Source organism: Chroococcidiopsis sp. TS-821 (assembly GCF_002939305.1).
In the GTDB taxonomy this organism is placed as follows: domain Bacteria; phylum Cyanobacteriota; class Cyanobacteriia; order Cyanobacteriales; family Chroococcidiopsidaceae; genus Chroogloeocystis.
This window is the reverse complement of record NZ_MVDI01000003.1, coordinates 108019-132154: the sequence shown is the minus strand read 5'-3', so window position 1 is coordinate 132154 and position 24136 is coordinate 108019. Positions and strand designations below refer to the sequence as shown.

22 protein-coding genes and 1 pseudogene are annotated in these 24136 nt (G+C 44.2%); 18 read left to right on the top strand and 5 right to left on the bottom strand.

The annotated features are described in order from the left end of the window. Positions 1 to 80 precede the first annotated feature (80 nt). The 13 genes from B1A85_RS11020 (at position 81) to B1A85_RS10955 (ending at position 10493) form a co-directional block, all read left to right on the top strand. Positions 81 to 848: a HEAT repeat domain-containing protein gene (locus tag B1A85_RS11020; protein ID WP_104546965.1), complete on the top strand. Its 768-nt coding sequence runs from the start codon at positions 81 to 83 to the stop codon at positions 846 to 848. After that, entirely contained in the window at positions 849 to 1466 is a 618-nt protein-coding gene (locus B1A85_RS11015; protein WP_104546964.1) for a HEAT repeat domain-containing protein, read from the top strand. 891 nt (positions 1467 to 2357) lie between these two features. After that, on the top strand, positions 2358 to 2876 hold the full coding sequence (locus tag B1A85_RS11005; RefSeq protein ID WP_104546962.1) for a phycocyanin subunit beta: 519 nt from the start codon (positions 2358 to 2360) through the stop codon (positions 2874 to 2876). 62 nt (positions 2877 to 2938) lie between these two features. After that, positions 2939 to 3427, top strand: a complete 489-nt coding sequence (cpcA, locus tag B1A85_RS11000; protein WP_104546961.1) for a phycocyanin subunit alpha — start codon at positions 2939 to 2941, stop codon at positions 3425 to 3427. A 128-nt stretch (positions 3428 to 3555) separates the two neighbouring features. After that, the gene (locus tag B1A85_RS10995; RefSeq protein WP_104546960.1) at positions 3556 to 4434 is read left to right on the top strand and encodes a phycobilisome linker polypeptide; all 879 of its coding nucleotides are present in this window, start codon (positions 3556 to 3558) and stop codon (positions 4432 to 4434) included. A 103-nt stretch (positions 4435 to 4537) separates the two neighbouring features. Next, positions 4538 to 4864, top strand: a complete 327-nt coding sequence (locus B1A85_RS10990; protein WP_104546959.1) for a phycobilisome linker polypeptide — start codon at positions 4538 to 4540, stop codon at positions 4862 to 4864. A gap of 28 nt (positions 4865 to 4892) precedes the next feature. Further along, complete coding sequence (locus tag B1A85_RS10985; protein WP_104546958.1) at positions 4893 to 5141, top strand: phycobilisome linker polypeptide; 249 nt, start codon at positions 4893 to 4895, stop codon at positions 5139 to 5141. 6 nt (positions 5142 to 5147) lie between these two features. Continuing rightward, positions 5148 to 5966, top strand: a complete 819-nt coding sequence (locus B1A85_RS10980) for a HEAT repeat domain-containing protein (RefSeq protein ID WP_104546957.1) — start codon at positions 5148 to 5150, stop codon at positions 5964 to 5966. Positions 5967 to 6002: 36 nt separating this feature from the next. Then, positions 6003 to 6629 (top strand): HEAT repeat domain-containing protein, encoded by a 627-nt coding sequence (locus B1A85_RS10975; RefSeq protein WP_104546956.1) that lies wholly within the window; start codon positions 6003 to 6005, stop codon positions 6627 to 6629. A gap of 44 nt (positions 6630 to 6673) precedes the next feature. Continuing rightward, positions 6674 to 7522, top strand: coding sequence for a phycobilisome rod-core linker polypeptide (locus B1A85_RS10970; RefSeq protein WP_104546955.1), 849 nt, complete (start codon positions 6674 to 6676; stop codon positions 7520 to 7522). Between the two features lie 151 nt (positions 7523 to 7673). Continuing rightward, positions 7674 to 8417 carry a phycobilisome rod-core linker polypeptide gene (locus B1A85_RS10965; RefSeq protein WP_104546954.1) on the top strand — a complete coding sequence of 248 codons (744 nt, stop codon included), beginning with the start codon at positions 7674 to 7676 and terminating at the stop codon, positions 8415 to 8417. 68 nt (positions 8418 to 8485) lie between these two features. Beyond that, positions 8486 to 9259 carry a phycobilisome rod-core linker polypeptide gene (locus tag B1A85_RS10960; RefSeq protein ID WP_104546953.1) on the top strand — a complete coding sequence of 258 codons (774 nt, stop codon included), beginning with the start codon at positions 8486 to 8488 and terminating at the stop codon, positions 9257 to 9259. 148 nt (positions 9260 to 9407) lie between these two features. Further along, entirely contained in the window at positions 9408 to 10493 is a 1086-nt protein-coding gene (locus tag B1A85_RS10955; protein ID WP_104546952.1) for a calcium/sodium antiporter, read from the top strand. Between the two features lie 103 nt (positions 10494 to 10596). Here B1A85_RS10955 and psb29 read toward each other — a convergent pair whose 3' ends face one another. Next, positions 10597 to 11355: a photosystem II biogenesis protein Psp29 gene (gene psb29 / locus B1A85_RS10950; protein WP_104546951.1), complete on the bottom strand. Its 759-nt coding sequence runs from the start codon at positions 11353 to 11355 to the stop codon at positions 10597 to 10599. Positions 11356 to 11552: 197 nt separating this feature from the next. After that, positions 11553 to 11855, bottom strand: a complete 303-nt coding sequence (locus B1A85_RS10945) for a hypothetical protein (RefSeq protein ID WP_104546950.1) — start codon at positions 11853 to 11855, stop codon at positions 11553 to 11555. A gap of 210 nt (positions 11856 to 12065) precedes the next feature. Here B1A85_RS10945 and B1A85_RS10940 point away from each other — a divergent pair, with 210 nt between their 5' ends. The 4 genes from B1A85_RS10940 (at position 12066) to B1A85_RS10925 (ending at position 16200) form a co-directional block, all read left to right on the top strand. Further along, positions 12066 to 13124, top strand: coding sequence for a chlorophyll a/b binding light-harvesting protein (locus B1A85_RS10940; RefSeq protein ID WP_104546949.1), 1059 nt, complete (start codon positions 12066 to 12068; stop codon positions 13122 to 13124). Positions 13125 to 13203: 79 nt separating this feature from the next. After that, complete coding sequence (locus B1A85_RS10935; protein ID WP_104546948.1) at positions 13204 to 14709, top strand: chlorophyll a/b binding light-harvesting protein; 1506 nt, start codon at positions 13204 to 13206, stop codon at positions 14707 to 14709. 87 nt (positions 14710 to 14796) lie between these two features. Next, positions 14797 to 15306, top strand: coding sequence for a flavodoxin FldA (gene fldA, locus B1A85_RS10930; protein ID WP_104546947.1), 510 nt, complete (start codon positions 14797 to 14799; stop codon positions 15304 to 15306). Between the two features lie 162 nt (positions 15307 to 15468). Beyond that, positions 15469 to 16200: an alpha/beta fold hydrolase gene (locus B1A85_RS10925; protein WP_104546946.1), complete on the top strand. Its 732-nt coding sequence runs from the start codon at positions 15469 to 15471 to the stop codon at positions 16198 to 16200. A gap of 234 nt (positions 16201 to 16434) precedes the next feature. On the opposite strand, the pseudogene B1A85_RS10920 reads toward B1A85_RS10925, so the two are convergent. Continuing rightward, positions 16435 to 17883 (bottom strand): annotated as a pseudogene (locus B1A85_RS10920) (catalase); the annotation flags it as partial. Between the two features lie 370 nt (positions 17884 to 18253). On the opposite strand from B1A85_RS10920, the gene B1A85_RS10915 reads away from it, so the two are divergent. Then, positions 18254 to 19615, top strand: a complete 1362-nt coding sequence (locus tag B1A85_RS10915) for an NAD(P)/FAD-dependent oxidoreductase (protein ID WP_104546944.1) — start codon at positions 18254 to 18256, stop codon at positions 19613 to 19615. 65 nt (positions 19616 to 19680) lie between these two features. Here B1A85_RS10915 and B1A85_RS10910 read toward each other — a convergent pair whose 3' ends face one another. Then, positions 19681 to 22164, bottom strand: coding sequence for a bifunctional diguanylate cyclase/phosphodiesterase (locus B1A85_RS10910; protein ID WP_104546943.1), 2484 nt, complete (start codon positions 22162 to 22164; stop codon positions 19681 to 19683). 381 nt (positions 22165 to 22545) lie between these two features. Further along, complete coding sequence (locus B1A85_RS10905) at positions 22546 to 24126, bottom strand: NAD(P)H-hydrate dehydratase (protein ID WP_246841393.1); 1581 nt, start codon at positions 24124 to 24126, stop codon at positions 22546 to 22548. Positions 24127 to 24136 lie beyond the last annotated feature (10 nt).

Sequence of the window (24136 nt, the reverse complement as noted above, 5' to 3'; positions counted from 1 at the left end):
AACAGTGATAGCAAAGGATCTGTGCGATTGGCGAGCTAGTCACTTTTTTCTACAATTCAAACTTCAAAACTCTTTTACAGATGAGCGAACCAATTCTCTCAGCCACAGCGGCGATCGCTGCTTTAGCGGGAGAAGATAATCAACTCCGTTATTACGCTGCGTGGTGGCTAGGAAAGCATCAAGTGCAATCAGCTTGTCAGGCGCTGTGCGATGCTCTACAAGATGAGCGCTATCGTCTTGAGCAAGGGGGTTATCCTTTGCGTCGTCAAGCAGCAAGATCCCTTGGTCAGCTAAAAAATCCGCAAGCCGTACCAGCCTTAATTGCAGCTTTAGGCACTGAAGACTTGCGGCTGCAAGAAGCTGTTATTCAAGCCTTAGCAAATATCCGCGATTCCAGAGCAGTTGAACCTTTACTTAATCTCCTGAAATCTAGCCAAGAAAAACCCTTGGAAGTACTGATTGAAGCTTTGGGAACTTTACAAGTTTGGTCAGCTTGTTCTTGGATCAAACCTTTTCTCGACCATCCTTCAGAGCGAGTACAATGTGCAGCTGCCCGCTATTTGTACTTGTTGACTAAACAACCACAGTATATTGAGCGCATCCTGAAAAATCTTAGTCATGAAAATATGTATTTGCGCTGGGCAGCAGTCTTTGATTTAGGAGCAATTAGTTACAGTCAAGAAGTTGTACAGGCGATTGTGGCGGCAAAGGTTCCTAATAGTTTGAAGCTTCTAAACTTAAAACGGATTTTAGATTCTGCTTTAGATAACAATACTCAAGATAAACCAACCCAAGAAACCTTACAGCTTTTGTTCAGTACTGTTGATGAATTATTAATTCAACTTTAGATGTCAGAACTAGATAGCCTTTTAACGCGATTGCGCTGTGCGACAACTCCTAGCGAGACCGCGCGATCGCTGCAAGCAATAATAGAACTGAAAACCGAAGCTGCTATTCCTCTTTTGATTGACGCCTTGGCTCATCATCATCCAGCAGTAGCTGCAGCTGCTGTATCATCACTGATTACTGCTTACCAAGCTACTCAAGATCAGGCAGTACAAGCTCAGATTATTCGAATTCTAGCTCAAATCGGTGACCCCAAAGCTGTTAACTTACTCGCGGAAGTTGTAGGCGTAGCAGTAGCTAACCACTGTCAAGGAAATGTCCGACGCGTTGCAGCACGCGGTCTGGGACGCATTGCGAGTGTAGCTAGCAACGCTCAAATTGTTGGCTGTGTGGTGGATAAACTAACTTGGGCTTTGAAAAATCCTGAAGATTGGGCGTTACGATATGCAGCTGTAGTATCGCTGCAAGAAATTGCTTCAGATTCAGCAGTTTCGATTTTACAAGAAGCGCTAACTCAAGAGCAAGATCGAGTTGTGCAAACTCGAATCAAAATAGCTTTGACGCAATTGAATGCCACAGCAATTTTTCAAGAAATAACTCAACATGAGGGTATGAAATAGGAAACAAGTCAAGCTTCAGAAGACGCTGAGGCACACCTTCAGTTCAGGGTAAGGTTTTCCAGATAAAATATATCACCCGTTGCTAGTTGCAAGAAGAACAGATTTTTTCTTAGAAACAAAAAAAAGATGTGTATTGTTGATATTACTTGAGACACCATACAAGGCGTCTTGCTTAAATCCACTGTCTTTTTGCGTCAAAGAAATTTCCTGACTTCGAAACCAATAGGTCTCAGGGAGCGTTCTCTGACCTCTAACTGCTCTTGTGTCCATCTTCTTGTTTGACAAAGATATGGGAAATGCTCAGATTGTGGCTCAATAATTTGAGATAACTAGCAGAAATATTTAGATACAATCTCTTAATTTTTTTTAACAAAGATTATACAGGAGCAATAGAAGAGATGAACGGTAAAGTCCTGCATTTGCTTGTTCATATTGAACATTAAGAAAATATAAAAAAGCCGTTTAAGTCATAACTAAGTATAAATACGTTAAGTTTTATTACGGAAAATACTAAAAATATTGAGTTAAATCCCTTGTGCGTAAAAGACTTGAGCTTTTGTGTACTGCTCGCAGGTAAAACTTAACAACTTGTAAAAAATAATGACACAAGGGCATTGTATAAAGATTACCTGGAGGGGTTAAGTAACAGGCAAAAGCAACAAAAACACTTCTATACTAAGTGAATGACTTTCTCATAAAAGTCACACACCTTCTCAGATTTCTCTTTTGTTACCGTTTGATCCCCGACTGACGCTAGCCAAGAGTAACTGAGAACAGCTTAAAAAAGTGTTTTGTGCAAAGTCTGTTGCGGTCAATTCCAACCGCATACAACAACATTCCTGATTTTAAAAACAGCACTCTACTTTTCGCTCATTTAGGAGAATAAAGTCGATGTTAGATGCATTCGCCAAAGTAGTATCCCAAGCTGACTCAAGAGGTGAGTTCTTAAGCAACGAGCAATTAGACGCGCTCACCAACATGGTAAAAGACGGCAACAAGCGCTTGGATACAGTGAACCGCATCACCAGCAACGCTTCGAGCATTGTTACCGATGCAGCGCGTGCGTTGTTTGAAGAGCAGCCTCAGTTGATTCAACCAGGCGGCAATGCTTACACCAACCGTCGTATGGCTGCTTGCTTGCGTGACATGGAAATCATCTTACGGTATGTTACCTATGCCATGATGGCAGGTGATGCTAGCGTACTTGACGATCGCTGCTTGAATGGTCTGCGCGAAACTTATCAAGCTTTAGGCGTACCTGGCGGTTCTGTGGCTGCTGGCGTGCAAAAAATGAAAGATGCTGCTATCAAGATCGCTAACGACCCTAACGGAATTACCCAAGGTGATTGCAGCCAATTAATGTCTGAATTAGCAAGCTACTTCGATCGGGCTGCTTCTGCTGTTGCCTAATATTTTCAAAGCTCATATAGCTTAAGTAAACTTCGAAAAAATCAAAAGGAGATATTGCAACAATGAAAACCCCAATTACAGAAGCAATCGGCGCTGCAGATACCCAAGGTCGTTTTTTAAGCAACACTGAATTACAAGCTATTAATGGTCGCTTTGACCGTGCAGCTGCCAGCATGGAAGCAGCAAGAGCATTGACTCAAAAGTCACAGCAACTCATCGATGGAGCCGCACAAGCAGTTTATCAGAAGTTCCCTTACACAACCCAAATGCAGGGACCTCAGTACGCTGCTGATTCGCGCGGTAAATCCAAGTGCGCGCGTGACATTGGTCACTACCTGCGCATGATCACCTACTGCCTAGTAGCTGGCGGTACAGGTCCAATGGACGAGTACTTAATTGCTGGTTTGGACGAAATCAACCGCTCTTTCGACTTATCTCCTAGCTGGTACGTCGAAGCATTGAAGCACATCAAAGCAAACCATGGCTTGCAAGGTCAAGCAGCTAACGAAGCCAACACATACATTGACTACGCGATCAACGCCCTGAGCTAGCATTCAGGTGCGATGCCCGGAAGAGTGAGCGAGTGTTGGCGCAAAGAGCTAGCAGTTGCTAATTTTTCCGGGCATTGTTTTTCCAATTTTGCAGAATCAAAAAACTTATTGCATTGGGAGAACCGTTGATGAGCGCTTTAATGGTAAATAATTTAGCAGCCGCAGGGCGTCTAGGTCTTTCGGCGTTTGATGCTTCATCAAGAATTGAATTGCGACCTGATTGGACAGAAGACGAGATTCAGACAGTAATTCGTGCGGTTTATCGTCAGGTCTTAGGCAATGACTATGTTATGCAAGCAGAACGTCTCACCTCGGCTGAATCGCTACTACGACAAGGAAATATCACGGTTCGCGATTTTGTCCGCGCCGTTGCCAAATCAGATTTATACAAAAACAAGTTTTTCTATCCAAATTCAAATCAACGCTTTGTTGAACTCAATTTTAAGCATCTCTTGGGTCGCGCGCCATACAGCGAGGAAGAGCTAGCCTATCACACGCAAATGTGTGAGGAACAGGGCTACGATGCTGAGATTGATTCGCATATTGATAGCATTGAATACGAAAATAGCTTTGGTAATAACGTCGTCCCGTATTATCGCGGATTTATGGTCGAGCCAGGCGTGCAAACCACTGGTTTTACGCGTATGTTTCGCCTGTATCGCGGATATGCAACAAGCGATCGCGGCACTGTAGGCGGTAAATCGCCTCGGTTAATCCGCGAGCTCGGACGCAACCAAGCTTCTAATATCATGCAACCCGCTGGTAGCAGTTCCAGCTGGAAAGCTGCTGCGATTCCCGATGATGCTGCACCCCGAAAAGCCCTAGGTGGCACTCCCGAAGAAAGCGGACGGATGTACCGCATCGAAGTCACGGGAATTCTGCAACCTGGATATCCAAAAGTCCGCCGCAGTAGCACTGCGTTTTTAGTGCCCTACGAACGGCTGTCACAGAAGTACCAAGAAATCACCAAAAAAGGTGGCAGAATTGTCAGCGTCACCCCAGCATAAGGGGCAGAGCAATGCCTTTGTACGGGCAAGGCATTGCCTATCCTAAACTTTTGAGTGCCTCTAACATCTAAAGTCGCAATACTACAGGGAAATACAAATAAAAATGTTTGGTCAAACAGGACTTGGCAGTGGCAGACTCAGCAATGCCGAAAATCGGATGTTTCGCTACGAAGTCAAAGGCATGCGTCAGACATACGAAAACGATCAACTCAGCTATCCCATTCGGAGGAGCGGCAGTTTCTTCATCAGCGTCCCCTATAATCGGATGAATGAGGAAATGCAGCGCATTCACCGCATGGGTGGCACAATTGTGAGTATTGAACCACTGACGATTGATGGTAATAGCCAAGCTAAAAGCGAAGCAACCGCAGTAACGCAAAACTTGGAAGCTGAAGGCAAAAATAAAGCGGCAGGCGCGGATCGAGATTAGACCTTACTACAGGAGATACAAAGCAGTCATGTTTGGTCAAACAACTGTTGGTAATGGAGGAGTCTCCTCTGCTGCTAGCCGTGTCTTTCGCTATGAAGTTGTCGGCTTGCGTCAGAACCAAGAAACTGACAAAAATAACTACGATATCCGCCGTAGTGGCAGTGTATTCATTACGGTTCCCTACAACCGCATGAACGAAGAAATGCAGCGGATTACCCGCCTAGGAGGCAAGATTGTCAGTATTCAACCATTAAGCGTTGATGCTAATAATTCTTAAGAGCTAATGCAGGACTCTAGTTGGTCAGAAGATTCGGTAGCAGAAACAGCAGGACTTACTATAGAACAGGCGATCGCCAACCTTCGATCGCCTGATTTGAGCTTGCGCTACTATGCTGCGTGGTGGTTGGGTAAATTTCGTGTCAACGCACCAGAAGCGGTAGAAGCTTTAATCGCAGCGTTAGAAGACGAAGACGATCGCACCGAATTAGGAGGATATCCGCTGCGGCGCAACGCGGCTAGGGCTTTGGGAAAACTTGGTGACACGCAAGCTGTACCTGGATTGATTCGCTGTCTAGCGTGTGAAGATTATTACGTCCGCGAAGCAGCAGCACAATCGCTAGGTATGTTAAACGCACCAAGCGCAATTCCAGCATTGATGGACTTATTAACAGGTGGTGTAGAGGTAGCTGTACCAGTTCCAGGACGTCCGCACTTAACTCAACCTTATGACTCAGTAATTGAAGCTCTGGGTGCGCTACAAGCAACGCAGGCAATATCGCTCATTCAACCTTTTTTAGAACATCCCCAAGCTAAAGTACAGTACGCAGCAACGCGTGCCATGTATCAGTTGACCCAGGAAGATTGTTACGGTCAACGCTTGATGCAAGCCTTAGAAGGCGAAGATCTACAACTGCGCCGCACAGCACTAAGCGATTTAGGGGCAATTGGTTATCTACCAGCGCGCGAGGCGATCGCCCGTTGTGCCGCAGAAAATAGCTTCAAACTGCTAGCGCTCAAAGGACTGCTAGAACATCAAGCCAAACACCACGATCTAACGCCAGACGCTATCCAAGTCATGAATCTGATGGACTCTCTCTTATAAATCCTGACCTCCGACCTCTGACCCCCGACTCTGATAATGACCGAAGCACAAGCCCTCATTCGCGCCGTCGAACAAGCTGACTCTGCCCCGCGCTTAGTCGCCGCAGTTAAGGATTTGGCAGCCGCTGAAGTCGAAGCAGGGATATCAACACTGATTGCCGTCTTGGGATACAACAATCCCACTGCCGCTGTCGCAGCTGTACAGGGGTTAATTCAAATCGGTAGTCCAGCAGTACAACCGTTAATTGACCAACTTGACGATTACAACTACGGCGCAAGAGCGTATGCAATTCGAGCCTTGGCAGCGATCGCTGACCCGCGTGCTTTGGACATTTTACTTGCTTCGGCGGCAACAGATTTTGCTCCGAGTGTCCGGCGTGCCGCTGCTAAAGGACTTGGGAATTTACGCTGGCGTGAATTGCCCGCACAGCAGCAGAGTGTTGCCCAAGCAAAAGCACTAGAAACTTTAGCAGTCATTGCCCAAGATGCGGACTGGTCAATTCGCTATGCTGCGGTTGTGGGTTTGCAGAGTTTAGCCACAACATCTAAACTGACGTCACAAATCCAGGATAAGTTGGCGCAAATCTTAGAAACTGAAAAAGATGCTGCCGTGAGATCGCGCGTGCAACTCGCTCAATTACAAGTATTCAGTACAACTTTTTAATACGAATTTTTATTGCTTTTATTCCTTACCATAGGGCTGCTAAAATGTCAATACCTTTACTTGAAGTTACCCCAACTACCCAAAATCAACGCGTTGCTGGTTACGAAGTTCCAGACGAAGACGCTCCCAGGATTTATCGGATAAGCGATGTGACATCAGATACAGACATTAATGAACTCATCTGGGCAGCGTATCGACAAATTTTTAGCGAACATTTAATTTTAGAAACGTATCGTCAACCGTTTCTGGAATCACAACTGCGCAATCGGGCAATTACAGTGCGCGATTTCGTTCGTGGGTTAGGAAAATCAGAGGTTTACCGCGAATTGGTAGGCGAAACAAATTCTAACTATCGCTTAGTGGATATCACCTTTAAGCGATTCTTAGGACGCGCAACCTACGGAAAAGACGAGCAGATTTCTTGGTCAATCGCGATCGCAACGCGGGGCTTAAACGGATTTATCGACGCGATCGTAGATGGTGAAGAGTATCGGCAGAATTTTGGAGATGATATCGTACCTTATCAGCGGCGTCGCTTCAAAGATCGTCCTTTTAATTTAGTTAATCCGCGTTATGGAGCGTACTGGCGCGATCGCCAAACATTACAATCCATATCAGGACGTTCTTATTATCAGGTACGACGAACACAAACTATGCCAAAACAAGAAGCGGCACGTCAAGCAATTCCCAGCACCTTTTTTGCAATGGCAGGAAGCCTATTACCAAACGAGCGTAACTATCAGCGAACCATTGCTAGTGTCACCTCGCAAGTTAAAACTATGGAAATTCCTGACATGACTCGCGGGGAAAATTCCTTACAGCGTGCCGTTAAACCTACGGAAGTTGCTTTGCCTTATCGCTATATTCCCTCGGCTAATCCCAAGGTAGATTGATGCGTAACTCAGTAACTAGGCATAAGTGAAACTTGGTAGTTGGTAACTGGTAATTGGTTAGAAAAAAGAACTTATACAATTACCCATTACCTGTTACCTGTTACCCAAACCTAGTACGTAAAATGTGACCTTAAAAAAAACAGTTAAACCTATGCCAATTCCTTTACTTGAATATCAACCGAGTTCCCAAAACCAGCGGGTATCGGGTTATGAAGTCCCCAACGAGGACACTCCTTGGATTTACCGTTTAGAAGATTGTGCTTCTGATAGCGAAATCCAAGAATTGATTTGGGCAGCGTATCGCCAAATTTTCAGCGAACATGAAACGCTGAAGTTTTATCGCCAAGCACAATTAGAATCGCAACTAAAAAACCGCGCGATTACAGTACGCGATTTCATTCGCGGGTTAGCAAAATCAGAAAGCTTCCGTCGCTTGGTAGTAGAAACAAATTCCAACTACCGATTGGTGGAAGTTGGTCTAAAACGACTTCTGGGGCGTGCCCCGTACAATCGAGACGAAGAAATTGCTTGGTCGATTAAAATTGCTAGCCTCGGCTGGAATGGCTTTGTGGATGCTTTGCTGGATAGCGAAGAGTACCAAACAAATTTTGGCGATACAACAGTACCGTATCAGCGGCGCCGCTTTAAAGATCGTCCCTTTAATTTGGTTACACCACGTTACGCTGACTACTGGCGCGACAAGGAAGAAAAAGAACGCTACAAGTGGGGCGACATCAATAACTTCATGGAAATGGCAAGTTCTATTAAGACTCGACAAGTGCAATTTACACCTGTCAGTACTGCCAATATCCAAATTCCGGACATGACACGGGATAATAAACAAGGGGTACCAGTTTCAGTCAATCCTTCAGCTGGCTTCCCTGTGCGGTTGTAACAGCTGGATAAATTGAATTTCCCCTTTGAAGACTCAACTTAATTATTGTTTGAAACGGAGATAGCAGCATGGCATTGCCGTTGCTTCAGTATAAACCTACAACACAAAATCACCGCGTCCGCAGCTTTGGCGTTGCTGACCTTGATGACGAAACTCCATACATCTATCGCATAGAAGACGCGAACTCGCCCGCAGAAATTCAAGAACTGATTTGGGCAGCGTATCGCCAGGTTTTCAGCGAGCATGAAATTCTCAAAGCAAACCGTCAGCTACAACTAGAGTCTCAACTCAAGAACCGCGCGATTACAGTACGCGATTTTATCCGCGGACTTGCCAAGTCGGAGCGATTTTACCAAATGGTAGTTGCAGTAAATAACAACTACCGGCTGGTTGATATCTGCTTAAAGCGCTTTCTCGGTCGGTCATCTTACAACAAAGATGAGCAAATCGCTTGGTCAATCAAAATTGGTACGCTAGGCTTTCATGGCTTTGTGGATGCCTTGCTGGATAGCGAAGAGTACACTGATAACTTTGGTGACTACACCGTACCGTATCAGCGCAAGCGGATGGAAGGTCGCCCCTTTAACTTAGTGACTCCCCGCTATGGCGAAGACTTCCGCGAAACAGCTGGTACTGTCACCACCGATTGGCGTTTTGCACTGGAGCAATTCTACAGCCGCAAGTACGAACAGCGACAGCTCCGCGAAGGCGACCCCCGCAAGTATCGCGACATGGCAGCCGCGATCGCACCCAAGCAAAACTACGCGCAAGGTGTTTCTGCTTTCAACATCGATTACATGAACATGGTTCCTGTGCGTAACACTTCCGGTAGTAAACGCTAAGCTGTGAACTGAGTTTAATTTCTTCTTAGTCTTGTCATCTAATCAACTGGGTCTAGTTTCCGCACTGTTTGTGGCGATTGCATAACACATTGATTGTTAGCTATTCGTCCGACGGGTGGTAACTAGACCCAGTGATGTTATCAGGTTTATGAATATTACAACGGTTGTTTTATTAATTATCGGCTTAGTATTGCTCGTTGCTGGTGCAGAAATATTAGTGCGTGGAGCATCGCGCCTTGCGGCTAGTGCTGGAGTATCACCCCTAGTTATTGGTTTAACGATAGTTGCTTATGGCACCAGTTCACCGGAACTTGCGGTTAGCTTACAATCTGCTTTTGCCGGACAAGCGGATATTGCCTTAGGTAATGTTGTAGGCAGTAATATTTTTAATGTTTTATTTATCCTTGGTGTTTCTGCGCTAGTTGCTCCTCTCATTGTCTCTCAGCAGTTAGTCAAGTTTGATGTCCCAATCATGATTGGTGTATCTTTTTTGACTCAGTTGCTTGGGTATGACGGCAGAATTGGGAGATTTGACGGAATTTTGCTATTTATTTGTGGCGTTGCTTATACTCTTTTTTTGATTTACCAAAGCCGCCAAGAAAAAGATACTGCGGTTCAAGAAGAGTACGCTAGAGAATATGGAAATTATGGCACAACGGCTTGGTTAGTTAATCTAGGCTTGATTCTTGGTGGTTTAGTATTACTGGTTATCGGTTCTCGCTGGTTAGTGAGTGGAGCGATCGCGATCGCCCAAGCAATCGGGGTTAGCCAGCTAGTTATCGGATTAACAATTGTTGCTGCAGGAACCTCTTTACCCGAAGTTGCTACTTCTGTTGTTGCGAGTATGCGTGGCGAACGCGACATTGCGGTAGGAAACGTTGTCGGTAGTAATATTTTTAATATTCTGGCAGTATTAGGACTTGCGAGTATTTTTTCTCCCAACGGTGTTGCTGTTTCGGCTGCGGCACTACGGTTTGATATTCCAGTCATGATTGTAACCGCGATCGCCTGCTTGCCAATTTTCTTTACAGATAATGTCATTTCCCGTTGGGAAGGAATTCTCTTTCTCGGCTATTACGTTGCCTATACAACTTATTTGATTTTGTACTCAACGCAGCATGGTAGTTTACCAATATTCAGCTTGGTGTTTCAAGCGTTTATTATTCCCATTACACTGATTACACTCACTATTGTGACGTTACGTTATATTCGCGCTCGCCAAAGTCGCAGCTAGAGTAAAGCGATTGACTGTTAGCTCTGAGCGCTAAGTGCCAATCGCCAATCATTAATAATTACTAATTACTAACCTTCGAGCCTAGGTTTCTTACATACTTAACTTAAGAACCAAAAGAAGCCTTGTCATGCGGCGAACCAGGTGCTTGTGACGGATCGTCAGTATCAGGAGTAGTCACTGCAATCCCTTTATCTGGAGTTTGTTGCTGACGTTTCTTGCGGTCAGCGGAAAGCATATCTGCAATTGTTGCTAATGCTTGCTCCATTTTATCTACATTAGCGCGATACAGTTCTAAATCTTTGTTGAGTTTGTCTTCTGAGATATTCAATGTAGCAGCAATAGTCTTGAGTGCCTCAACTCGCTGCTTCTCATCTTTGACTAATGCAGGATCTGACAGTTCTAATAAGCCGAAGACTCCAATTGCGAACAAGCGGCTGTATTTAAAGTTAGGATTATGGGCGATCGCTTCTAGAATTTGCTGCTGCAAATCACCCACTTCTTCCTTGTGAGTTTCCCCACGCAGCCACGCCATCAACTCAGGAGTTGATGCATTCTTAGCAAATAGACCTAAGCGTTCAGCATCCTGGCGATAGCGTTTTGGATCGCCTTCTACAGCTTGACACAAAGCATTAAAAATTGACTCCTTATCTCTTTCAGGTTGATACCCCTGCATAAACCGCTCAAAAGCAGTGACTACGCCCAGGGCATAAATGGGATTGTAGCTAAAATCGACATTTACTGACAGCAAGTGCATTTCTACCATCAGTTCTTCGACCACCCGACGATAAATCGTATTGATTGGACGGGTGTGAAATGTGTAGAAAGCTCGCTTGGTATCGGAAACAGTACGGACGTTATTCACTGGACGACTTCAAGGGCGACGTAAACTCATTGTCGCGCTTAACCGCCACTTTGCCAAGTTGGGCTTTGATCCCTAAGTAGATTAAATGAAAAATCATATTTGTGGAAAGCGAGAATGGCTAATGGGAAAGCAGCTAGCAAGAAAAAAGCTAGTGGTCAAGCGCTAATTACTATGTTGCTCCAACTTTTGAAATGTTTTCACCGACATTTACAAGCTTTTGGGTGACACTTGGGCGGGTGGGTTGCTGGTTCATAATCCAAACAATTAATGGCGTCTTCAGTAAGTGCTTTGCAAGGATGGACGGTACATTTGAGTCGATAATCTCCGGTGAAGTAGGCGCAACGACTACAAGGAACTTGGTGCAATTGCTTGAGTCGAGCAATACCGTCGCGCGCTGCGATCGCGATACTCCAAAGAAACACGGCTAGTAATGATGAAACCGCAACTAAGCAGAGTGGAGTTGCAATCGGCTGAACTACTTGAAGAAATAAATTGAACATATGCGTTATGCCGAATAAGTGTAGGTTGTCGCAAATTCTGGACGTTTTCGATGTGAAATAGCGTGCAGCAATCGAGAAATGGCGCTAATCGTTGCGCTTGTAAAAAGTTGTAGAAATTTAATGAAAAGGATTGTCAATAACTAACGTTATAGTGTAAGCTATCTTGCAAGTTTTTGAAAAAAATTTTCAACAATTAGGAGGTAGCATACAGTGACAACTGTCGCTAAGAGTCCACTTTCAGTGGAGCAAGACCTCGCAGAGTCTCCTTGGTGGGCAGGTAATGCGCGCCTGACAAATTTATCCGGTAAATTGCTCGGTGCTCATGTAGCTCATGCTGGCTTGATTGTGCTGTGGGCCGGGGCAATGACGTTATTTGAACTGGGTCATTTTAATCCTGCAAAACCAATGTACGAGCAAGGATTAATTTTGCTACCACATCTTGCTGCCCAAGGTTGGGGAGTGGGTGCTAATGGAACTGTGGTAGATACGCAACCATACTTTGCGATCGGTGTCATTCACCTCATTTCATCTGCTTTTCTCGGTTTTGGTGGCATCTTTCATTCGCTACGCGGTCCAGAAAGGTTAGAAGGAAGGTTTCCGTTTTTTGGCTACGACTGGGCAGATACGAACAAAATGACCACAATCTTAGGCATTCATCTCGTTTTACTCGGTGTGGGTGCCTTTCTGTTAGTTGCTAAGGCGATGTACTTTGGCGGTTTGTATGACCCGAACGTCGAGGATGTCAGAGTAATTACGAATCCAACGCTCGACCCTACAGTGATTTATGGCTATCTCTTCGGCGCTATTGGTAAGTTCTGGATTGCTGGCGTTGACAACCTAGAGGATGTTGTCGGCGGTCATATCTGGGTTGGCTTGATGTTGATTTTTGGTGGAATCTTTCACATCCTCACCAAGCCTTTCCGCTGGACGTATCCGTTCTTTGTTTGGTCAGGAGAAGCTTATTTGTCTTACAGTTTGGGCGCTTTAGCGTTGATGGGATTTGTGGCAACGCTATTTGTCTCGGTCAATACCACTGTTTATCCTGAAGTCTTTTACGGTCCTGCGTTGGTAGTACGACAGAATATTGTGCCTTACTTTTCATCACCCAATCCTGATTTCGTCACTTCGCGGACGTGGTTAGCAAATGCTCATTTCTGGTTAGCATTTTTCTTTCTACAAGGACATATTTGGCACGCTTTGCGATCGCGTGGTTTAGATTTTCGCAAAGGTCGCATTAGTGAAAATGCAGTAGTTCCGCAACCAAGTTAATGCAATTTATTAGCAATTTCCTGCAAGAAATTTCTGTGCTTGACACTGCAATAACGCAAATAATTCGCAAGGAGTTCTTATGACTGCAGTGATTTCAGATAGCCCCTATAAAAATCAAATTCCTGATGTAGGCTGGTGGGCTGGTAACTTTCGCTTAACGAACTTATCAGGTAAGTTATTAGGCGCGCACGTCGCGCATGCAGGGTTGATTTTGCTATGGGCTGGGGGAATGACGCTATTTGAGTTGTCGCGCTTTCATCCCGATCAACCAATGTACGAGCAAGGGTTAATCTTATTACCACATTTAGCAACGCTGGGCTTTGGTGTCGGGGCTGGCGGACAAGCGATCAGCACCTATCCCTACTTTGTTGTTGCCGTCTTGCATCTTATTCCGTCCGTGATTCTGGCAGCAGGAGGACTTTATCACGCTTTGTTAGGTCCCGAAGTTTTGGAAGACAACCCTACCTTAGCTGGATTTTTCGGTTACGACTGGAAAGATAAAGACAAAATTACATCTATCTTAGGCATTCACCTCGTCATTTTAGGGTTGGGTGCATTGCTACTGGTTGCTAAAGCGATGTTTTGGGGTGGATTGTTCGATCCTTGGGCAGCTGGTGGTGGGAATGTGCGCGTAATTAGTCATCCCACACTCAATCCTATCCGCATTTTTGGCTATCTATTCGGGGCTTGGGGTTCCGAAGGAATGGCTGCAGTTGATAACTTAGAAGATGTTGTCGGCGGTCATATCTGGGTTGGCTTGATGTTGATAGGTGGAGGAATCTTTCACATATTGACGCAACCTTTTGCTTGGGCGCGACGCATCTTAATTTACTCTGGCGAAGCTTATCTTTCGTATAGTATTGGTGCTGTAGCATACATGGGCTTCTTCGCTGCGTACTTTGCGTGGGTTAACAACACCGTCTATCCTGAAGTTTTTTATGGTCCGGTACGCACGCTAGAATCTGCACCTGGGTTGGTTTCTGTGCGTGGTTGGCTTGTGACATTTCATGTTGTCCTTGCTTTAATCTTCCTGATTGGTCATATCTGGCACGCTTTACGCGCGCGTGCTGCTGCTGCAGGTTTTGATTTCAAAAAAGGTGACATGGTTCAACCACCGCAAGTTACTCCGCAAACAGCAGCCTCAGTTAGTTCCCAAGATGTTACTTTAAACTTTCTTAGATACTTACCAATTTACCGCCCAGGAATTAATCCATTAGCACGAGGATTAGAAATTGGCATGGCGCACGGTTATTGGTTAGTAGGACCTTTCGCCGTGTTAGGGTCTATTGGGAAGTTACGCGATGCGAACATTGGCGATCTAGTTGGTTTACTCGCAGCTGGCGGTTTGATTCTCATTCTGACAATCGGTTTTTCAATTTACGGCACGACCAAATTAGAAAAACGCCTAGAAACCCAACCAAGACCTGCTTTTGCCACAACAGTTCCCAATGTTCCAGAAGCTTTACAAAATGTCAATGAGTGGAGTCAGTTTACCACTGGCTTTTTTATCGGTGGTATTGGCGGCGCAATTTTTGCCTATTTGCTGTTGAATAGCTGGAGTGCTTTTGTTGCGATCGCCAATTAGCACAATAGGGGCAAAAACGATAAGCAGCATTTGTAATCTGCGTCGCTTTGCCCTAAAAATTTTACTTTCAGTCTTTCAGGTGAAAAAATGTCAAAAATAGGTTTATTCTACGGTTCAACTACAGGAAAAACAGAAACTGTTGCTGAAATGATTCAGAAAGAATTAGGTGAAGATGTTGTGACGCTGCACAATATGGCAGATGTTGATGGTAGTGAGTTTAATGACTACGAAAATCTAATTATTGCGTGTCCTACCTGGAATATTGGTGAGTTACAAAGTGATTGGGATGGTTTTTTCCCAGAACTCGACGATATAGATTTTAGCGGTAAGAAAGTCGCTTATTTTGGAACCGGCGATCAAGTTGGTTATGCCGATAATTTTATGGATGCTTTAGGAATTTTGGAAGAAAAAATTTCTGAACTTGGAGGAACAACAGTCGGCTATTGGTCAACTGAGGGATATGAGTTTAATGAATCGAAAGCAGTTAAAAATGGCAAATTTGTTGGTTTAGCGCTTGATGAAGATAATCAATCGGAGCTGACAGAACAGCGCGTTAAAACTTGGTTATCTCAGTTGAAGCAAGAGTTTGGCGTGTAGTGATTAGGATAGCAGAAGTCAGGGTGAAAACAGGGACAAGGTATGTCTAATTTGAGACTTCTATACTTACCTTTACTTCCTTTGCTATAGAGAACTACATACAGCAATGCACAGGTATCTTGCCTGTGCTACTTGGCAAGACGTATTTGTGAATGATTTTATATGTCTATAGTTCCAGATGTTTTGTGGATTAATACTAGCCCTAGTTTGCAATGCTTTCATCGCCCACTTTTATGTTATTTGTCACATCACTTAACGGTGGCGCAGTGGGAATATTGTCAAACACAAGACGAGCCATGTTCGCTTGATGTTGCTTTAGGATTACTCCACGACTACTTACAATCGTGCGATCGCCCAGTTCATTTAGTCGGTCACAGTACGAGTGGCTTACTCGGATTACTTTATGCGCGTCGCTATCCTGACAAAGTTAAATCGCTAACGCTCCTTGCTGTCGGAGCCGATCCAGCACTTGATTGGCAAGCTCACTATTATAATCACCGCAAAATTATGAGTCGTCAAAGAGTCCTGACTTCGATGGCTTATAATTTGTTTGGCTCGCAAGATAAATGTACAATCAACAGTATAATCAAACGCTTACAAAAAGACTTATACTGCTCGCTATCGCCTCATTCCTTTTTACAACGGGTGAGTTTGCCTGCAAGTGGCGTACCAGTACCATTAATGGTTTGCGGGGGTACTGATGACATCATTATTGAATCCGCAGATTTACAAGGCTGGAAGGATTATTTGAAAGCAGGCGATCGCTTGTGGTTATGTCCTCAAGGAAAGCACTTTTTTCACTACTTTCAATATCAACTTGTTGGCGAACAAATCATCGATTTTTGGCAATTTACTCAACAATCTGCTTTACTTCATGCTAGTTTGTTGCTTTGAAGTCAAGTGATGAAAAACTGGTAGAAATGTTGTACGAACACCTCTACCAGATAATGAGTTTATAGAGGATGCCTTCCGACGCCTGCGGGGCAATAGAAAACAAAGTTGACGAGCATACACTCAAAAAAATGTTATGGCAATCGAAGTATAGGTTAAGAATAGGTGTTTGGAGTCATCGACCCAAAGAGCTTTTAACCCTAACCCCCAACTGCTATAACCTTACATATCTTGACTTTGTTGAAGTCCTTCGCGTACTCTTGAACCGTATTCGGGGTCGGCTTTTGTAAAATGCTCCACCATTCGCTCTTGAATGTCTGGATTACATTGTTTAAGCGCGTTTACCAAGTTCAAGATTAAATCGTCACGTTCTTCGTCTGAAAACGCACGGTAGCGATCGCCTGCTTGTCCGTAATCATTCGTCCGGCTAATTTTTTGGCGCGTGACAGGTCCTTCAACATACGGCGCGTGCTCCTTACCTGATTTTGGCGCTTCTTTTAGCCCGTGCATACTGCTTGGCTCATAATTGACGTGCGGATTCTCACCAGCTTCTACACCGTCAACGCGGTAAGTCATTTGACCATCGCGCAAGTTTGTCGCAACTTTAGTTTTGGGACTGTTAATCGGTAACTGAAGATAGTTAGTCCCGATGCGGTGACGTTGCGTATCCGAGTAAGAGAAAGTTCGACCTTGTAGCAATTTGTCGTCAGAAAAGTCTAACCCATCGACTAACACGCCTGTACCAAACGCGGCTTGCTCAACTTCCGCAAAATAGTTCGTTGGATTTTTGTCAAGTACCATACGACCAACAGGTAACAATGGAATTTGTTCTTGAGGCCAAACTTTGGTAGGGTCAAGGGGGTCGAAGTCAAGTTCGGGGTGTTCGTCATCCGATAGAATTTGCACAGCAAACTCCCATTCAGGATATTCGCCGTTTTCAATTGCTTCGTACAAATCCACAGTAGCGTGGTTAAATTCCTTCGCTTGAATTTGTTCCGCTTGTGCTTGAGTTAAACACTTCACGCCTTGTTTTGGAATAAAGTGATACTTAACAAGGTAGCCTACACCATCAGCATTTACCCATTTGTAAGTATTGACACCCGATCCTTCCATGTGGCGGTAACTTGCAGGAATTCCCCAAGGGCTAAATAACCACGTAATCATGTGCGTTGCTTCGGGTGTCAGACTGATAAAGTCAAAAATGCGATTGGGGTCTTGTTTATTAGTGACTGGATCTGGCTTAAACGCATGAACTAAGTCAGGAAACTTGATCGGGTCGCGAATGAAAAAGACCTTCAAGTTATTTCCAACTAAATCCCAGTTGCCATCTTCAGTATAAAATTTAACAGCAAACCCGCGGGGATCGCGGAGCGTTTCTGGTGAATGTCCGCCATGAATCACCGTAGAAAAACGAACAAAGACAGGCGTAATCTTGCCTTTTTCTTGAAAAAGCTTAGCACGCGTATACTTGTTAATAGGCTCGTCTCCTACAGTTCCATACGCTTCAAAATAACCGTGGGCTCCAGCACCACGCGCATGAACAACTCGTTCGGGAATGCGTTCGCGGTCGAAGTGCGTAATTTTTTCTAAAAAGTTGTAGTTTTCGAGGACAGTAGGTCCGCGATCGCCTACAGTTCTCACATTCTGATTATCTGTAACTGGATGTCCCTGACGATTTGTCAGAATTTCCTGTTTGTTGTTTGATTGCGGTTGATTGTCTATCATGTAACACCCTGATATGGTCGCTTTGTCAGTAAATCTATGACTGCCAAAGCCGATCGCTGCGTTTTTCTTTCGTGTAAAGCAAAACCGTCGATCTCAATTTTTTCAAACCGCTCATTCCGCTAACCTCTGACCAAAGAAATAGATTCCAGATTGTGAATATTGAGTATGGAAGTAGAGGAAGCAGGGGTGCAAGGGAAACTCACGCACTAACCACTAGCCACTGACTACTCATCACTCGATACTGCATAACCTGTAGCGATCGCTACGCCGATTCTCTCAAGTTGAGCTAATATGAACGTCTGTAAAGAAATTATCTAAAAGTCAACTTTATATGGTCAACGCTGTCGAAAATCAATCTCCGCATCGTGTTGTTATCATCGGTGGTGGGTTTGGCGGTTTATATGCAGCGAAATCTCTTGGCAGTGTCCCCGTAGAGGTTACACTAATCGATAAACGTAACTTTCATTTATTTCAACCCTTACTTTACCAAGTTGCAACAGGGACTTTATCGCCTGCTGATATTTCTTCGCCACTCCGCTCAGTCCTAAACCGCAACAAAAACACCAAAGTGCTGATGGGAGAGGTTGTCGATATTGACCCGGAACAGCGCAAGATCGTACTACACAATCAAGCGCTAGAGTACGATAGTTTAGTTGTTGCTACAGGTGTTAAGCATTCGTATTTTGGTAAAGATGAATGGTCAGAATTTGCCCCAGGATTAAAAACCGTTGAAGATGCACTAGAAATGCGGCGGCGAATTTTTGTCGCGTTCGAAGCGGCTGAAAAAGAAACCGATCCAGAAAAACGTCAAGCTTGGTTAACGTTTGTAATTGTTGGCGGTGGACCTACAGGAGTAGAGTTAGCAGGCGCGATCGCTGAGCTTGCATATAGTACATTAAAAAAAGACTTTCGCAATATTGATACTGCTGAAGCTAAGATCCTACTACTTGAAGGGATGGATCGCCTACTACCTCCCTATGCACCCGAATTATCTGCAAAAGCGGCAAAATCTCTTCAGCGATTGGGTGTAACAGTACAAACGAAAACATTAGTTACCAACATTGCAGACGATATAGTAACTACCAAGCAAGGCGACGAAGTCGCCCAAATTCCTGCCAAAACAATCCTTTGGGCTGCGGGTGTCAAAGCGTCACCCATGGGAGAAACGCTGGCTAAGCGTACTGGCGCTCAACTCGACCGTGCAGGACGAGTTATCGTTGAACCAGATTTGAGTATTCCAGGACATCCTAATATTTTTGTTGTTGGCGACTTAGCAAATTTCTCGCACCAAAACGGTAAACCTTTACCTGGTGTTGCACCTGTCGCAATGCAAGAAGGACAGTATGTCGCTGCACTCATTAAACAGCGACTACAAGGAAAGACGTTACCACCTTTTAATTACTTTGATCGTGGCAGTCTAGCCGTAATTGGACGCAATGCAGCAGTTGTAGATTTTGGTTTTGTCAAATTCTCTGGCTTCTTAGCGTGGCTTACCTGGGTTTTTGTCCACATTTACTTTTTAATTGAATTTGATAATAAACTCGTGGTTCTTCTCCAATGGGGTTGGAATTATTGGACGCGCAAGCGTGGTGCAAGATTAATTACAGGGGAAGACTCTTTATTAACAGTAGGAGTTGACAAGCAAGGTGATTTTTACGAGCCAGCTAATAGTAATTCAGCAGTTAAAGTGTAATATCTGATCGTAAAAAAGCAGTTTAGTATTTAGGAATCATTTATAAGCTAAAAGCTAATTGCCAATCACCACTGAGGATTGCCTTTTAGTAAAGTTTCTACTTGGTCACTATTTAGTGATTGTGAAATAAAAAATCCTTGGGCATATTCGCATTGTAATGTTTTTAAATATGCTAGTTGTGCTGATGTTTCTACACCTTCGGCGGTGACATCAATGTTTAGTTTATGTGCGAGTGTAATAATTGTTTCGACAATTTCGGAACTTGCTCGATCTTTACCAATACGAGAAACAAAAGAGCGATCAATTTTTAAGCCGTTGATAGGAAAGTGGTACAAGCGCGCTAAGGAAGAATATCCCGTACCAAAATCATCGATTGATAGTTGAACGCCTAAATCTCTTAACCGCAATAACTTAGTGGCAATTGCATCATTATCTTCCATAATCACGCCTTCAACAATTTCTAGCCTCAAACTTGAAGCAGCTAAGTTAGTCTGTTGTAGAACTTGCTGAATTTGTTCGACGATATTTGGCTGAGAAAACTGTTTACCAGAAAGATTGATACTAATAATTAGATCTTTTGCTTCTGCCAGTAGTTGCTGCCATTGATATAATTGATAACATGCAGTATGGAATACCCGTTGACACAAGCGAGTTATCATTCCTGTTTCTTCTGCTATAGCAATAAATGCTTCCGGATATTGCAAACCGTGTTGCGGATGTTGCCAGCGTACTAATGCTTCAAAGCCCGTAATTTTTCCTGTTTGTAACGAGATAATCGGCTGATATTGCAGAATAAACTCTTGTCTTTCAATTGCATTACGCAAGTCAGTTTCAAGCTGTAAGCGTGCTACAGCTTTGGCGTACATTGCGGGGTTAAATATTTCGTAGCGTCCTACGCCTTGATTTTTAGCACGATACATAGCAATATCAGCATTGCGTAGCAGTGCTTCGGGTTGGTCGTAATCTGTACTACTCAAAGCAATGCCAATACTTGCAGAGGTAAATATTTGTTGGTCTTCAATTTCAAAGGGTGACGTCAGTGCTTGTTCGATTCTTTCGGCGACGCGAATTGTATCGCTCGCATCTTGAATGCCGTCGAGTAAGATGGTAAACTCATCGCCGCCAAGTCGGGCGACAGTATCAGTTGGACGCAAACATTCTTGTAGTCGAGTTGCGATCGCAATCAGCAACTTATCACCGAGAAGATGACCTAAGCTGTCATTAATCACCTTGAAGCGATCTAAATCAAGAAAAAGAACCGCAAATAGATAATTTGGATATCTTTTAGCGTGTTGAATCGCTTGTTCTAGACGATCTAGAAATAACGCGCGGTTGGGTAAACCTGTGAGTGCATCGTGAAAAGCCGTTTGGAGTAATTCTTCTTCGGCTTGTTTGCGTTCGGTAATGTCACGACAAATTGCGTGTAACTCGATTGCTTCGCCTTCGTTATCAATCACTAGCTGATTGCGTTCGCGTACCCAAAGCACAGAACCATCTTTACGAACTTTGCGCAGTTCTATTTCGCTGCTTGTAATCTTTTCGCGGAAGATACTCGCCATCCACTCTTGCATCCAATCGCGATCGCCTTCGTAAATCGTTACCAAAGCAGGTTGACCTATTAACTCTTGTTTGTCATAGCCTAAATACTCTGCCGCATAATTATTAACCGATTTGAGCGTACCATCAGCAGCGATCGCAAAATAAGCATCCGGTGCAAAATCAAATAACTTTTGATATCGTTCTTCGCTTTCCCGCAAGGCTTCCGCGTTGGCAATCTTAGCACTGAGGCGTTGACCGAAATACGAACCCACTGACGCTAACAATAAAATACTTAAACCCGCAGTCCCCGTAGAAATGGCTAAAACAAACCGATCGATTCCAGTACTACTTTGAGATAGCATTTTGATTGACGGATAATAGTTAACCGCCATCATCCCTAAGTAATGTAGTGCATCAATCGCAACTCCTGCAAAAACTGCGCTACCAACTTTTCCTAAACTTTCCGACGACACAATTTTTTCAGCACTCGCATGAAACGCCAACCACAAAGCGGCGATGGACATCAAAATTGTGAAAACTCCAGCACCAATGACAAACAATGGGTTGTACACTGGCATTGCCGCGAGTCGCATTCCCCGCATTGCCGTGAAATGCATGCCAATAATACCTAACCCGACAAACGTTCCACCTGCGAGTAAAGCCAACCAGCCGAGTGGTCGTTTGCTAGCAATAGACAGTCCAACTCCACACAAGGCGATCGCAACTAATAACGAAAGTAACGTAGTTGCAATATCGTAAGTAATCGGGATGGGTAACTCGTAGGCGAGCATTGCAATAAAGTGCATAACCCAGATACTAATTCCCAGCGCGATCGCACTACCACCTAGCCATAGTTTGCGCGCTAATCCTTGTGTTGCTGGTATTTGCCCCGCCATATCGAGTGCAGTATACGAACTGATGATTGCAACTACCAGCGAAAGCACAACTAAACGTAGGTCGTAAGTAGCGCTTAAGGCTGTACTGATGGAAGTCAAATCTTTAACAGCCATAAAGTATGATATTAGTCACCTTACGCTCGATTCAGTAAAATTTTGATTTTATCCTTGAAGTGACCCTTTTGAAGTTTTCACGGCTACTAATATGCGCAACTTATTCTTTTTGTATTAATCAAAGTTTTTAAATAAGTAGGCGATAATTTAATAAAAAATTGCTCGCATTTCTTGCAGGGTAAGGCTTTTGCTCTAACTTTATTGCTGAAAAATAAAATTGCGCTGCCTAATTGTGCAATTTATATTGATTATGAAAAACGCCACTTACCAGGGCTTTAACTACTTCTATATAAATAGCCGATTATATATCATATATAAACTCCTTACTTGGAAAGTGAAAATAATACATCGGTCACTCGCTGGCAATGATTAGTTAATCGCTCAATGCTCAGTGTTTCGCAATACAGACAGCAAATACTGCGTCAAAGTGAATGCATCTACGCCCATTTCGGTGCGGTTACGCGCTGCTAAAATACCCGCTTGAGAATGCCACCAGGCAGCGCTAGCAACAATTTCGAGTAGAGGGATCTGTTTAGTAGTCGCTTGTGCAATCAATCCGCCTAATAAACCCGTCAGGACATCACCACTACCACCACGCGCCAAAGCTGGCGTACTTTCAGGGTTAATCCACACGCAATCAGGATCTGCGATCGCGGTTCTTGCACCTTTTAATAACACTACAGCCCCGCTTTGTTCAGCAGCAGTACGGACGGCGGCGATACGGTCTTTTGTCGGAGCGACGGTATTGGGAAACAATCGCTTAAATTCACCCGCGTGCGGTGTTAACACTGTTGGTGCTTGGCGGCGCTGTAATGTCGGGATTGTTCCCATTTGGGCAAGTATATTTAATCCATCTGCATCCAAAACCAGTGGGCGATCGCTATCTATCACTTCTTGTAAAATTGGCTGGGCATCTACAGTTAAACCAGGACCACACGCGATCGCATCAAACGAACTCAAATCAGTTTTTTCAGGTAATTGCAACTGCGCGATCGCACCGCTTTCGGTTTCTGGACAACCGACGATTAGAGCTTCAGGTAATTGTGCAGATAAAAGTAGTTTGAGCGATTCTGGAACTGCGATCGAGAGCATTCCGACACCACTTGCTCTTGCCCCTAACGCTGTTAAAATTGCTCCGCCGGTATAACGTCGCGAACCGCAGATGAGTAACAAATGTCCCTGTTTATATTTATGCGTCACGGGCGATCGCTGAAGCGGTAAAGTTGCGATTGCACTTTGTCGAGTGATGCGTTGTATCTTGGGCGTTTCTAATACCGCTTGGATATCTGTAATCGGAATATCAAAATCAATTAATTCAGCTTTGCCAACATAATCTAACGCTTGGTCTTGCAGCAATCCTAGTTTCCACAATCCTAAGCAAAATGTCTGCGTTGCTTTTACAGCAGTTCCTAGCACTTCTCCCGTATCAGTGTGTAAACCTGACGGTAAATCAATACTTACCACTGGCTGCGACCATTGATTCAGCCGGTCGACAATTCGATCTACAGGAGAAGACAGCGATCGCTCTAATCCAAATCCAAATAAACCATCAACAAAGACATCGCACGTTGCCAAAGGTTCCAAAGTTTCATGTACTGGAATGTTTAAGTTCTTGATATATTGTGCATGTTGCGATGTCAACTCCTTTAACTTAGAAAAAGGGATACAAAGTACAACCTCATATCCTTGAAAGTGCAATTCGCGTGCTACTACCAAGGCATCACCGCCATTATGCCCAGGTCCGACTAAAATACCACAACGCGAGAAATGCGATCGCGGATAAAACTCGATCAGGCGACGCACAATTAGCCCTGCGACCTTCTCCATCAATGCAGCAACAGGCATACCTTGAGCAAAAATTCGCCCTTCAATATCCCGCATCTGCTGTGCTGTAACGATGACACGGGAAATTTGTTCTTGTCGCGTCATGACGTTAGGAATAGAAGATTCTAGGTTAAACATCGATTTAGTA

What these genes read in the sequence shown, in the direction of transcription:
- B1A85_RS10985 (WP_104546958.1), top strand. Translation starts at nt 4,893, where the DNA reads ATGTTTGGTCAAACAACTGTTGGTAATGGAGGAGTCTCCTCTGCTGCT.
- B1A85_RS10955 (WP_104546952.1), top strand. Translation starts at nt 9,408, where the DNA reads ATGAATATTACAACGGTTGTTTTATTAATTATCGGCTTAGTATTGCTC.
- B1A85_RS10965 (WP_104546954.1), top strand. Translation starts at nt 7,674, where the DNA reads ATGCCAATTCCTTTACTTGAATATCAACCGAGTTCCCAAAACCAGCGG.
- B1A85_RS10995 (WP_104546960.1), top strand. Translation starts at nt 3,556, where the DNA reads ATGAGCGCTTTAATGGTAAATAATTTAGCAGCCGCAGGGCGTCTAGGT.
- B1A85_RS11020 (WP_104546965.1), top strand. Translation starts at nt 81, where the DNA reads ATGAGCGAACCAATTCTCTCAGCCACAGCGGCGATCGCTGCTTTAGCG.
- B1A85_RS10990 (WP_104546959.1), top strand. Translation starts at nt 4,538, where the DNA reads ATGTTTGGTCAAACAGGACTTGGCAGTGGCAGACTCAGCAATGCCGAA.
- B1A85_RS11005 (WP_104546962.1), top strand. Translation starts at nt 2,358, where the DNA reads ATGTTAGATGCATTCGCCAAAGTAGTATCCCAAGCTGACTCAAGAGGT.
- B1A85_RS10915 (WP_104546944.1), top strand. Translation starts at nt 18,254, where the DNA reads ATGGTCAACGCTGTCGAAAATCAATCTCCGCATCGTGTTGTTATCATC.
- B1A85_RS10970 (WP_104546955.1), top strand. Translation starts at nt 6,674, where the DNA reads ATGTCAATACCTTTACTTGAAGTTACCCCAACTACCCAAAATCAACGC.
- B1A85_RS10935 (WP_104546948.1), top strand. Translation starts at nt 13,204, where the DNA reads ATGACTGCAGTGATTTCAGATAGCCCCTATAAAAATCAAATTCCTGAT.
- B1A85_RS11015 (WP_104546964.1), top strand. Translation starts at nt 849, where the DNA reads ATGTCAGAACTAGATAGCCTTTTAACGCGATTGCGCTGTGCGACAACT.
- B1A85_RS10905 (WP_246841393.1), bottom strand. Translation starts at nt 24,126, where the DNA reads ATGTTTAACCTAGAATCTTCTATTCCTAACGTCATGACGCGACAAGAA.
- B1A85_RS10910 (WP_104546943.1), bottom strand. Translation starts at nt 22,164, where the DNA reads ATGGCTGTTAAAGATTTGACTTCCATCAGTACAGCCTTAAGCGCTACT.
- fldA (WP_104546947.1), top strand. Translation starts at nt 14,797, where the DNA reads ATGTCAAAAATAGGTTTATTCTACGGTTCAACTACAGGAAAAACAGAA.
- B1A85_RS10945 (WP_104546950.1), bottom strand. Translation starts at nt 11,855, where the DNA reads ATGTTCAATTTATTTCTTCAAGTAGTTCAGCCGATTGCAACTCCACTC.
- B1A85_RS10925 (WP_104546946.1), top strand. Translation starts at nt 15,469, where the DNA reads ATGTCTATAGTTCCAGATGTTTTGTGGATTAATACTAGCCCTAGTTTG.
- B1A85_RS10960 (WP_104546953.1), top strand. Translation starts at nt 8,486, where the DNA reads ATGGCATTGCCGTTGCTTCAGTATAAACCTACAACACAAAATCACCGC.
- cpcA (WP_104546961.1), top strand. Translation starts at nt 2,939, where the DNA reads ATGAAAACCCCAATTACAGAAGCAATCGGCGCTGCAGATACCCAAGGT.
- B1A85_RS10980 (WP_104546957.1), top strand. Translation starts at nt 5,148, where the DNA reads ATGCAGGACTCTAGTTGGTCAGAAGATTCGGTAGCAGAAACAGCAGGA.
- B1A85_RS10975 (WP_104546956.1), top strand. Translation starts at nt 6,003, where the DNA reads ATGACCGAAGCACAAGCCCTCATTCGCGCCGTCGAACAAGCTGACTCT.